Raw genomic sequence first — 11,818 nt, forward strand, 5'->3', positions numbered from 1 at the left:
TTTCCTTACAACCACGGTCGTGTATTTAACGCGGGCTCAAAGCAGTGGCCACTTTGCCCCCCGTTTTTTTCGCCGAAGTGTCCCCGGCGCCCGCCGTTCCCGCGCCATCCCACGATCATGAGTCGCGCCAATGACATCCCCTTGTGTGTTGATCTCGATGGCACGTTCATCAAGTCGGACCTTCTCCACGAGTCCCTGCTGCGCCTCCTGAGACACCGGCCGTGGATGGCTTTCCGGCTGCCCTTCTGGCTCGCCAGGGGAAAGACCAGGCTGAAGTCGAGGCTCGCCGCGGTCTTGCCCGATGCCGCGACTCCCCCGGCCCAGAATGAAGAGCTGGTCGATTTCCTGAAGAGCGAGAAGGAAAGCGGCCGCCCGGTCTACCTCGTCACAGCCTCCCATGAAGCCGCGGTCGCGAAGGTTTCCTCGGCATTCCCTTTCGACGAGGTCATCGCCTCGACCGACACGCTGAATCTGAAAGGCGAGAACAAGGCAGCCGTGCTCGTCGAGCGCTTCGGTGAAAAGGGCTTTGACTACGCCGGCGACTCGCGCGCGGACGAGGCGGTCTGGCGACGTGCCCGCAAGGCGATCGTCGTTCACCGCTCAGCGCGACGCATCCAGCAGTTGAAGGAGAGCTTCGACGTGGACCGCGCTTTCCAGCCTGCAGGCACCACCTGGCGGGACTGGGTGAAGGCATTCCGCGTCCACCAGTGGGCGAAGAACTTCCTCATCGCGGTCCCCTTCCTCGTCGGCCACCACTACCATGCCGCCTGGCAGCTCGCGGGCCTGCTGACCGCCTTCCTCTCCATGAGCCTGTGCGCCTCGGGCACCTACCTGTGGAATGACCTGCTGGATCTGGAGTACGATCGCGCCCATCCACGGAAGCGGAAGCGCCTCGCCGCCTCCGGCAAGAGCAGCATCCCGCGGGTCGGGCTTGCCTCGGTCATCATGGTCGCGCTGGGATTGGCCTCTGGCTTCCTGCTCTCCCCGTCCTTCGGCCTGCTACTCGTCGGCTACATCGTCGCCACGCTTTCCTATTCGCTGCACTTTAAGAAGGTCGCCATCGCGGACATCTTCATGCTGGCGATGCTCTACCTCTCGCGCGTGATCGGCGGCCTCCTGATCTCGGAGGCGGTGGTGTCGTTCTGGCTTTTCGCCTTCACCTTCCTGCTCTTCGTCTCGCTCGCGGCGGCGAAGCGCTTCGTGGAACTGAAGTCGGTGGTGGATTCCGGCGCAGCTTCCATCCAGGGCCGCGGCTACCGGGCCGATGACCTATCGGTGGTTTCCCAGCTCGGCGTCGCGGCCGGTGTCGCCTCCTGCATCGTTCTTGGGCTTTACTCGAATAGCGACCAGGTCACCGCCCTCTACGAGCGGCCGCAGTGGTTCTGGGGCATCTGCGTGGTCGCCTTTTACTGGATCACTCGCATCTGGTTCATCACCCACCGCGGGGAAATGCATGACGACCCGGTGGTCTTCGCCCTGAAGGATCCCGGCACTTGGATTCTCGGGGTGATCGGCATCGCCTGCATCCTCTTCGCCCAACCAATCGCCGCCCCATGACACCTCGTCCGGTCCACTCCTGGGGACGACTGGGTCCCGCCATGGCCGACGTGCTGACCCCGGCATGGCCCGACCAGATCTCCGCGGATAGTGGGCCACTCCTCGCCTACGGCCTGGGCCGCTCCTATGGCGACTCCTGCCTGCTGGATGGCGGCACCATGGTGGACATGCGGTTCCTCGACCGACTCATTTCCTTCGATCCAGCGACCGGAATCCTGAAGGCGGAAGCAGGCGTCACGCTGGATGCCATCCTCACCTTCGCCGTGCCACGTGGATGGTTCCTCCCGACCACTCCAGGCACCCGGCAGGTCACGCTCGGCGGCGCGATCGCCAATGACGTGCACGGAAAGAATCACCACCGCGTGGGGTGCTTCGGCAATCACGTCCCGCGCTTCGGCCTTCTCCGGTCGGACGGCTCGCATGTCACCTGCCACGAGGGCGAGGCGCTGCACTCCGCCACCGTCGGCGGGCTCGGCCTCACCGGCATCATCACCTGGGTGGAGGTGAAGCTCGTGCCGATCCGCTCGGCGATGCTCGATGTCGAACTGATCCGCTTCCGCGGCATCGGTGAATTCCTCGCGATCACCAATGACGCCCCGGAAAAGTGGGAGCACACGGTGGCGTGGATCGACTGCCTCAGCCCGGGCGAATCCGCGACGCGCGGTATCTTCATCCGCGGAAACTGGGCGGACGAAGGAGGGTTGGAAACCCATCGCCCTGCCGGAGCTGGCGTGCCCATCGACTTCCCGGAAATCGCGCTGAACTCCCTCTCCATCCGCGCTTTCAATACGCTCTACTACCGGCGCTTCCTCGGAAAGACGAAGCGCGTGCGGCAGCACTACTCGCCCTTCTTCCATCCGCTCGACTCTGTCCACGACTGGAACCGCATCTACGGCAAGCGCGGCTTCTACCAGTACCAGTGCGTGACTCCCTTCGAGGCTGGCAGTGCCCCGATGGACGCGATCCTCAAGTCCATCGCCTCGTCGGGTCAGGGCTCCTTTCTCGCGGTGCTGAAGACCTTTGGCGACATCGCCTCGCCCGGCATGCTGTCCTTCCCCTCGCCGGGCATCACGCTGGCACTGGACTTCCCGAATCGCGGCGCGGCCACGCTGCAGCTCTTCGAAGCGCTCGACCGCATCGTGCGCGATTGCGGCGGCAGGCTCTACCCGGCGAAGGACGCTCGCATGGAAGCCGCGGACTTTCATCGTGCCTACCCGCGCTTGCCCGAGTTCAGGCAACACGTGGATCCGGCCTTCACCTCGGATTTCTGGAAACGGATGACCGGCACTACGGCATGAAGATCGCGCTCCAGTACATCTTCTTCGCCATCATCGCGACCGCGGCGAACCTGCTCGTGCAGCTCGTGGTCACGGCTCTCGATCCGACGGAGTTCAAGTTCTGGACCGCGCTCGTCGCCGGGACCGGCGCGGGGCTCGTGGTGAAGTACCTGCTCGACAAGCACTACATCTTCCAAGCCCGCCACATCACCCGACCCGCGGACATCGGGAAGAGCTTCTTCCGCTACGCACTCACCGGCCTCCTCACCACCGCCGTCTTCTGGGGACTCGAACTGGGCTTCCACCACGGCTTCCCCGGCTGGCCTGCCGCGAAGTACGTCGGCGGCGCGATCGGCCTCGCGATCGGCTACGTCTGGAAATACCAGCTCGACCGGCGGTTCACCTTTTCCAATCCATGAGCCCTTACCGAGCCGCCGTCTTCGGAGCCACCTCAGCCATCGCCCAGGACCTCCTCCGCACCCTGGTCGCGGATCACAAACAAGCCGATCTCCTGCTCATCGCCCGTGACGCCGTGAAGCTGGAGGCCGTGGCCGCCGACCTGCGGACCCGTGGAGCCACCTGCCACATCATCGCCACCGACCTGACCGACCCGGCTACGGAGTGGAAGAAGCTGCTCGAGTCGTCGTCCCCGTGGAACCTCTTCCTCCTCGCCCACGGTTCGCTGCCGGAGCAGGATGAGACCTTGGCCGATGGCAGCGCGGTCGCCCGCGAGATCGCGGTGAATTTCACCAGCCACGCGGTGATTGCGGCCGCTTGCTCGGAGATCCTGACGCGACAGGCGAAAGGCACGCTGGCGGTGATCGGCTCCGTAGCCGGGGACCGCGGACGCCAGTCGAATTTCCTCTACGGCTCGGCCAAGGCAGGCATCGACACCTTCATGGCCGGCCTCCGCCACCGGCACGCCGCGACGAAAGACATCCACATCGTCCTGCTGAAGCCCGGCATGACCGACACGCCGATGACGGCGGGGATCAAGAAAGGCCCGCTTTTCACCTCATCCGCAAAGGTCGGTGCCCTCGGCTGGCAGGCCATCCGCAAGGGCAAGCCCGTCGCCTACCTGCCCGGCTGGTGGCGCTGGGTCATGTGCATCATCTGCAGCGTGCCAACCCCCGTCTTCCATCGCACACGACTCTGACATTCCCCCGATGTCCGACCTTCCATCGAAAAAGCAGATCCCGCTCGACGCCATCGTCGTCATCGGGGGATGGCTGCTGGTCTGCTTCATCGAGATCCTCGCCATCGTCACGCTGAATGACGGCGGCTTCACCTACACGCTCGACGATCCCTACATCCATCTGGCCGTCGCCGAGCAAATCGCCGTGGGCAAATACGGGATCAATCTGGAGGAATTCTCGTCCCCCTCATCCAGCGCCATCTGGCCCTTCCTCCTCGCCCCGCTCGCACGCCTATCCATCGGCGAATACCTGCCGCTGGTGCTGAACCTCCTCTTCGGAGCCCTCACCGCATGGGTCATCCTCCTGCGCGCCCGCAAGGTGCTGCCCGGCTCGCAGTCCGGACGCATCGTGCTGACGTGGGCCGTCATCCTCTGCTGCAATGTCACCGGCATCGTCTTCACCGGCATGGAGCACAGCCTGCAGGTGCTGGCTGCCATCGTGGTCGTGGATGGAATGATCCGGATCGCCGATGGCGAGCGCCTCAGCCGGTGGTTCTGGGTCGCGGTGATCGCAGGGCCGCTGGTCCGATATGAGAATCTCGCACTCACGGCGGCCGCCTGTGGACTGCTGCTTTTCTCCGGCAAACCGAAGGCCGCCATCATCTCAGGTGCCGCCGCCCTGCTCGGTCTCGCGGCATTCTCCGGCTTCCTGCTTTCCCTCGGCTTGCCAGCCATTCCGAGCTCCGTCGTGGCGAAGTCCCATCTCACGGGATCCTCCGGGCCCCTGTCGAAAGTGATCCATTCGCTGAATACCAGCATTGCCGGGAACCGCGGCGTCCTGCTGCTGATCTTCACTGCCGTGCTCGCGGGGTGGGCATGGGCGCGGGGTATCACTTCCCATTCCAGGGCAAAAGCCGCGCTCTTCATCGCCTCCGCCGGACTGCTGCATGCGGCCTTTGGCACCTACGGGTGGTATCACCGCTACGAGTGCTACATCTACGCGGCCCTGCTTTACGCCCTGCTGTCAATGGTACCGTCGACGCTACCGGGCCTCGCGGAGAAATGGCGGCCTGCATTTGCCGGTGCCGTCCTGCTGCTCGCCATTCCGGTCGCTTACCCCTACCTGCGTGCGATCGCCTTCCTCCCGATGGCGTCGAATGACATCTACTCGCAGCAGGAGCAGATGCACCGCTTCGCCACCGGATGGTGGCAGCGCCCCGTCGCCGTTCATGATCTGGGCTGGGTGAGCTACAAGAACGACGCCTACGTGCTCGACCTCTGGGGACTGGGTTCGCAAAAGGCGCTGGAAGCCCGCTTGTCCGACAAGGACCCGTCATGGCGGATCAAGATGGCCAGGGAGCGCGGCATCGGTCTCGTGATGGTTTACGAGCGCGTGATACCCGGAAGCGCCCTGGGATGGATCAAGGTCGGGGAACTGCACGTGAAGGGGCCGCTAACCTCCCCGATCACGCCGGTCGTGGCATTCTACGCCACCTCTCCGGAATTCGCCCCGGAGATCGCCGGCCTGCTCCACGACTTCCGCCGGACGCTACCGGACCGCGCCAGCGTGATCCTGCGGGGAGAACCAACCCCACCGACCGCCGCAGATCCACGTTGAAGCCAACGCACAGAGCACGTGAGCGAGCACAATCAAACTGATACCTCCGGCCAATCCATGCGCCTGCCGTGGACCTGGCAGGAAATCGCCGCGCTTTTCCTGCTCTGCCTCGTGGTCTTGCTGCTCGCAGCACCCGGCATGGGCAGCGCCCTGATGCTCGACGACCTCGACCAACTCCAGCACGTCCAGCAATTCCACTCGTGGAAAGACGTCCTGAAGCAGGACTGCTACGGACTCTTCCGACCGATCAAAAATGCCCTCTACTACGCCGCTCATGTGAATGGCACGCCATCGCTCACCGCGTGGCATTCCATCAATCTGGCAGCCTATCTCGCCGCCACGGCCGGGGTTTACCTCTTCCTGCGCGAACTCATCCCCGCACGCGCATGGGCCTTCGCGGGCACCTGCCTGTGGGCGACCAGCTCCACCCAGGCCACTACCGCGGTCTGGATGAGCTGTGTGCACATCAGCGTCGCCGTGTTCTTCACCTGCCTGGCGCTACGCCTCCATGACCGGTCGTGGTCCGGGCGGACCGGAAGATGGCTGCCAGCGACACTGCTGGCGATGTTCCTCGCGATGGCCAGCTACGAGACGGCCATCTGTGTCGCACCGCTCTGCGTGCTGCTCGATCACCATCGCGGCAGGCGGATCTTCTCGAAGCCCGCGCTCCTCCGCTACTCGGCGATCGCCCTCGTGACGGCTGCCTATCTGGGAGTCCGCATCACGCAGGGAGCTACCTACCAAGCGCTCAATCCCGCCTTCGACCCCGCCCTGACCGGCTGGCAGCTTTCCGTCTCGTCGCCGTGGTTCCTATGGAAGCACTTCTCGATGTGGTTCTTCCCCTTCGGCCGGATCGAGTTCGTCAGCGCCTACCTCTGGGGAAAATCCGCGCCCCTCTGGCACCTCGGCCTGGCGTGGGGATTCCTCGCGGCGCTGATCGCCACGGTAGTCTTCACCAGAAAGCGGCTGCCTTTGGTCTCCTTCGGCCTCGCGTGGTTCCTCATCGCCAGCTTCCCGGCTTCGAATCTGATTCCCGTCCGTTCCGGCCCTATCGAGGACTATTACCTCGTCTTCCCCAGCGTCGGCCTCGCCATCGCCCTTTCCGGTGCTGCGATGGCCTTGGCGAAGCTCGTGACTTCCCGGCGGGAAGTCGTCATCCGCACGGTGGCGATCACCTCGCTGGTCGTCATCGCGGCGGGGAAGATCGCCAGCGGAGCCTACTTCCACCATCAGGCAGGGCTCTGGACCCGGCCGCTGGACCTGTATCTCTCCATCGTGGCCACGCGCCCGCTGCAGGTACAGGCCATGAATCTGGCAGCGAGGGAATTGTACTCCCGCGGAGATCGCTCCACCGCGGCCATGCTCGCCGGTGAAGCCCAGCCCTTGGCCCCGTGGCACCCTTCTTCACAAATGATCCTCGGGGCAATCGCCTGCGACGAAGGACGCCATGAAGAAGCGATCTCCCGCCTCACCGACTGCATCGCCCATCTGAAGGGAGGGAGCAACCTTGAGGACTATTGCCAGCTCCGCTTGGGAGATTCCTTGGCCGCTCTCGGGAAAAGTGCCGAAGCAAGAGAGGCATGGGTGAGAATTTTAGTCCGCCAAAGTTCCCCCCAGCACTTCGATGCGACCCTCCGTCTGGCCGGTCTGTACCGGCGTGAAGGAAATCGCGAAAAGGCCATTCAAACACTCCAGCGATCTCTTTCCCTCCACCCTGAAAGAAGTGCTGAGATCGGAGCCATCCTCCGCGATCTCGTACAGGATCCATCTTCCATAACTCCTCCTGCTCCCGTAGAGTGACTGCGTTTCAGCGAAATACAGTTCTCATCGCAAGAATTTCAGGAACCCTGCAAATTCATCAATTATTGAGGACCAACAACTTTGAAAAATGTTCAAAAATTTATTGTCAGTTTTCAAAAAAACTCTTAGAGCCAAGGAAGCCACGGGCGACCCGATATCCAATAAAGCTTGAATATCTGGACGCCTCCCTCTAAAAAATTCCGTCATCCTAGCCACTAGATGAGTTCACAGTCGCCACAGTTGAACCTTCACGCCGGCCTTGCCATTGGTTACCGCCAATCGCTTGCGACCGTCCGGGAAGATATTCTGCTTGGCAACGGAACCCACTTCCTCATCGCCCGGAATGGCCGCGGTAAGACCACCCTGCTCCGCACCGTCGCCAGGACGCTGCGCCAGATGGAAGGGTCCTTTGAGGCAACCGGCCGGGTCCAGTATCTGCCCGAGGATCTCCGCTTCGACCCCATCACGACGGTCTCGGCGATCTTCCGTGCAATGATCCCGTCCAAGCGCGTCGCGGATGCCATCAAGCTGGCCGAGACCCTCGAACTGGATATCCAGAAGCCGTACGGCAAGCTTTCCACCGGCAACCGTCGCAAGGCCCACCTGATCATGGCCGAGCTGTCGATCGACCCGACCCAGGGCAATATCCTGCTGCTCGACGAGCCTTTCAGCGGCCTCGACGCCTTCGCCCGGGAAACTTTCGAGGAAATGTGGCGCGCCAGCGCAGACACCGTGCTGCGCCTGGTGAGCTGTCATCCGGACTACGACTCCATGGGCATGCCCAGCACCGTCGTGATCCAAGGGGAGGAGATCCGCCACACGACCGGCAGCGGCCAGACGTGGAATCAACTCAAGAGCCAGCTGAACTGAACCGCCATGCGACTCTACCGGCTCACTACGGCAACTCTCTTCCAATGGAAATCCTGGGTGATTTCCTTGGTGGTCGTAGGCATTTTCCCCTTCATCCTGCCGCAGGTCTCCTACGCCACGGAGAATCCCGCGCTCTACAAGCCCGCCATCGCGCAGACCACGTGGGCCATGGCTCTCCTCTCCGCGATCTTCTGGGGCTTCTTCACCGCGGCCAAGCTGGGCGAGAACAACGCCAAGTCGGGTGTCGGCGAATATTTCCTCACCACAGGCATCTCCTCCACCCGCCAACTCGTGGAAATGTGGCTGTCGCTCGTCACTTTCCTCGCCCCGCTCCCCCTGATCTCCGCTGCCATTTGCATCTTCGCCGCGAGCCCGTCGCAAGCTGACGAGCGGGGCATGTGGATCGCCACGAATCTCCAGTATAGCCTCCTTTTCTTCCTCGCCATCGCGCCACTGGCCGCGCTTGCGATGTCGGTGGCCTCGCGCTTCGGAGCCATCTCCGGATTCGTCACCTCGGCAGGGATGGCCATCTACGGACTCTATGGAGTCGGCTACCTGAAGCTGCTGGCAAATCTGGAAGGCAATGCCCTCCTCAAGTGGATCTGGGCAGCCTCCCCGCACTACCACTTCGCCGATCCCACGGAACGCCTCCGCTACAAGCTCGGTGCCGTGGCTTGGGACAAATTCCCCCTCCTGATCGCCTACTTCGGCGGCATCCTGCTCGTCCACATCGCTCTCTCCCGCCTGATTTTCCGCGTCCGCACCACTGCCTGAGAAACACACGCCCGTCATCTCTCCAACCCTCCTTTCCATGAATCTCCGCAACATCGCGATCACCTCTACCTTCGCCGTCTCCGGCGTGGCGCTGTGGTCGTATGGTGCTGCCCGCCTCGCGGGAGGCGGAGATTTCGATTTCCGTCCGAATCCGCTGGGACTCAAAACCAGCCCATACGGACAGGTCATTGCATTGGCAATGCAGGGAGGCATCGAGTCCGACTGGCATGGCACCATGGAAGTCGGTGTGCCCACCGCGGCGTGCAGTGCATGTGGACATCACCATGGCCCGGACGGCGACTTCTGCCACACCGGCAAGGGAGGCGAGGATCGCAACTGGATCGCCAAGGTCGAACTGGCCGCCACCGAGCGCACGAATCCCAATCCGGTCACAAAAGGCCACCAGCTCTACCTCCGTCGTCAGACCGAGGACCGGCTCCGGCAGGCCTACGAGCTCGATCCTTCGAACTACGCGAACTACAATTCCTACCACCTCTTCCTCACCGAGCCATCGGTGGGGACCCGGCCGATCTTGAATGACAAGGTCATTGAGTTGGCCCAGAGCACAATCAAGTTCAGCCTCCTGGAAGACTCGGATCCCCGCCCCTCCCTCACCGCCGCTGCCGCTGCCGGAAACATCCTGGAACTGATGTTCCTGAATTCCGACAAGCATACGCTGCAGCAGATGAAGGAGCACCTCCAACTCCTCGACCAATCCTTGGCGAAGAACCACGAGCTCACCGAAAAATGGCTCGCCTCCGGTGAATTCGAAAACCTCTCCCCTGCCCGCCAGGCCGAAATGCTCGAGCGCTTGCGCTTCGTGAACAAGATCCGCGAAGCCGCCATGAAGACGATCCAACGGCTCGAAGCCTCCGAAAGCAGCCAGGCGGTCAGCTCCCACTGATTTTCCACGCCCTCATCACTTCCCATGTTCACTGCTGTCCATGAACCACCTCCGCTGCCGGTCCAGAATGGTCCGGTCGCAGCCTCGCGCTTCGCGCCGGGGATGAGTGGTGCAGTGCTGCTGGGAATCATCTTCCGGGTCTGCAAGGAAATCCGCGTCTCGGACATCCAGATGCGCTCCGGCCGCCCGGTGTATATCCACACGAACAAGGGTGTGGAGAAGCTGGACTACCTCGGCACCCTCTCGAACATCCACATGGATGAGATCCTCAAGGAGCTCATCAGCAACCGCGAAAGCGCGAGCCATGGCTTTGGCGAGGAAAGCGATCTCGGCGTGCGAGTGGATGAAAAGATCGCCAATGCGATCCGCGACTTCGCCGAGCGCAAGGTGGCGGATTTCTCCTGCAACGGCATCCTGATGGGGCACAACGGCGAGCGCTCCGGCCGCCTGCGTATCCAGGCTCACCTCAGCTCCTCCGGCTTGGGCGTGACCTGCCGTATCCTGAACGATTTCATCCCGGAACTCGATAGCCTCGGCATCGACCCCGATACCACGACCATCCTCCGCATGGCCGTGCAGAAGCGGGCCGGCCTGTGCCTCGTCACCGGCCCCACCGGTTCCGGCAAGTCCACCAGCCTTGCCGCCCTGATCGATTGGCTGCGCCGCAACCACGGCAAGCACATCGTCACCGTCGAGGACCCCATCGAGTATCAATATCCGGACGACATGGACGACCCGGAGTATCCCGGTCGCCGCATCCCCTGCCCCAGCGTGGTGACGCAGCAGGAAGTCGGCCGCGATGTCCACTCCTACCGCCAGGGTCTGAAGGACGTGCTCCGCAAGGCACCGCACGTGATCTTGCTCGGGGAAATCCGCGACCGCGAGGCGATGGAAACCTGCATGGAGGCAGCCCAGACCGGGCACTTGGTCCTCTCCACGCTACACACCACCGGCGCGGTCAAGACCATCGGCCGTATCCTCGAGCTCTACCCTAAGGATAGCCACTCGGCCGTCCTTTCCCGCCTCGCGGAGATCCTCATCTTCATCCACTCCCAGGGCCTCCTCAGCGGCGTCCAGCGCCGGGTCCTCACCTACGAGTTCCTCCAGAACAACGACGACTCGGTTGCCTCGGCAATCGCCAACTACGACGGCGGTGCCCGCTCGCTCGAAGACGTGATCCGCCGCGCGGGGAACATCGAGTGGGACGCCAATCTCCGCCGCCTCCTGCGCCAGGGTCTCATCACCGAGCAGACCTTTGAGAACGCCCGTATGAACCGCGAGGAATCCGAAATCCTCTGAACACTTTCGAGAGACAGCGACAGCTCCAGATCCCACAGATCCTCCCGGGCCCCCTTCGCTGATTTCTCAATCCGACAAGACCAAAACACACCCAAATAGACAACACACCAAACATGAAACTGACTCGTATCACCAAGCGCGCGAAAGGTATGACCCTCCTTGAACTGACGGTCGTCATCCTCGTCCTCCTTTCGCTCATCTCGATCCTCTTCGTGGGTGCCCGCGCCTGGAAGAAGGGTTCGGACCGTGCGGCCAACATCATGAACATCCGCAATGTTCAGCAGGCCGTCCGTTCCTACCAGAACATGAACAACAAGCCGGTGGGCTTCACCATCGCCACCACTGCTACCACCGACGGCCCGATCTTCGGAGCTGGCCAGTTCATCGAAAAGGTGCCGACTCACCCGGTTTCCTCCGGAGTCTACGCGTTCACCGGCAGCATCCCTACGGTTGGCACCCTGTTCATGACCGGCAGCCTTAGCGACTACGAGCCGGCGGCAACCGACACCAGCGACTGGTAATCCAGTCGGACGGCGTCCCGCACTGCCGGGCTAGCCCACGATAATCCAAGGTCACCCGCCTGC

General features: G+C 62.8%; 11 protein-coding genes. All 11 read left to right on the forward strand.

What is annotated here, in order from left to right:
- Window positions 1-117 precede the first annotated feature (117 nt).
- The 11 genes from OKA04_RS06880 to OKA04_RS06930 all read left to right on the forward strand — a co-directional run bounded on the left by OKA04_RS06880 (window position 118) and on the right by OKA04_RS06930 (window position 11,755).
- Window positions 118-1,557 (forward strand): UbiA family prenyltransferase, encoded by a 1,440-nt coding sequence (locus tag OKA04_RS06880; RefSeq protein ID WP_264500407.1) that lies wholly within the window; start codon window positions 118-120, stop codon window positions 1,555-1,557.
- On the forward strand, window positions 1,554-2,855 hold the full coding sequence (locus tag OKA04_RS06885; protein ID WP_264500408.1) for an FAD-binding oxidoreductase: 1,302 nt from the start codon (window positions 1,554-1,556) through the stop codon (window positions 2,853-2,855). The genes OKA04_RS06880 and OKA04_RS06885 overlap by 4 nt, the downstream gene beginning before the upstream one ends.
- Complete coding sequence (locus OKA04_RS06890) at window positions 2,852-3,253, forward strand: GtrA family protein (protein ID WP_264500409.1); 402 nt, start codon at window positions 2,852-2,854, stop codon at window positions 3,251-3,253. Before OKA04_RS06885 ends, OKA04_RS06890 begins: the two co-directional genes overlap by 4 nt.
- Window positions 3,250-3,990: an SDR family NAD(P)-dependent oxidoreductase gene (locus OKA04_RS06895; protein WP_264500410.1), complete on the forward strand. Its 741-nt coding sequence runs from the start codon at window positions 3,250-3,252 to the stop codon at window positions 3,988-3,990. The genes OKA04_RS06890 and OKA04_RS06895 overlap by 4 nt, the downstream gene beginning before the upstream one ends.
- A gap of 10 nt (window positions 3,991-4,000) precedes the next feature.
- Window positions 4,001-5,587 carry a DUF8728 domain-containing protein gene (locus tag OKA04_RS06900; RefSeq protein WP_264500411.1) on the forward strand — a complete coding sequence of 529 codons (1,587 nt, stop codon included), beginning with the start codon at window positions 4,001-4,003 and terminating at the stop codon, window positions 5,585-5,587.
- Between the two features lie 57 nt (window positions 5,588-5,644).
- Window positions 5,645-7,387: a tetratricopeptide repeat protein gene (locus tag OKA04_RS06905; RefSeq protein WP_264500412.1), complete on the forward strand. Its 1,743-nt coding sequence runs from the start codon at window positions 5,645-5,647 to the stop codon at window positions 7,385-7,387.
- A gap of 240 nt (window positions 7,388-7,627) precedes the next feature.
- Window positions 7,628-8,257, forward strand: coding sequence for an ATP-binding cassette domain-containing protein (locus tag OKA04_RS06910; RefSeq protein WP_264500413.1), 630 nt, complete (start codon window positions 7,628-7,630; stop codon window positions 8,255-8,257).
- Between the two features lie 6 nt (window positions 8,258-8,263).
- Window positions 8,264-9,031, forward strand: coding sequence for a hypothetical protein (locus OKA04_RS06915; protein ID WP_264500414.1), 768 nt, complete (start codon window positions 8,264-8,266; stop codon window positions 9,029-9,031).
- Between the two features lie 37 nt (window positions 9,032-9,068).
- Window positions 9,069-9,935: a hypothetical protein gene (locus tag OKA04_RS06920; RefSeq protein ID WP_264500415.1), complete on the forward strand. Its 867-nt coding sequence runs from the start codon at window positions 9,069-9,071 to the stop codon at window positions 9,933-9,935.
- Window positions 9,936-9,959: 24 nt separating this feature from the next.
- Window positions 9,960-11,234, forward strand: coding sequence for a type IV pilus twitching motility protein PilT (locus OKA04_RS06925; RefSeq protein WP_264500416.1), 1,275 nt, complete (start codon window positions 9,960-9,962; stop codon window positions 11,232-11,234).
- Between the two features lie 113 nt (window positions 11,235-11,347).
- The gene (locus OKA04_RS06930; RefSeq protein WP_264500417.1) at window positions 11,348-11,755 is read left to right on the forward strand and encodes a hypothetical protein; all 408 of its coding nucleotides are present in this window, start codon (window positions 11,348-11,350) and stop codon (window positions 11,753-11,755) included.
- Window positions 11,756-11,818 lie beyond the last annotated feature (63 nt).

The sequence above is a fragment of the Luteolibacter flavescens genome, assembly GCF_025950085.1.
Taxonomy (GTDB): Bacteria; Verrucomicrobiota; Verrucomicrobiia; order Verrucomicrobiales; family Akkermansiaceae; genus Haloferula; species Haloferula flavescens.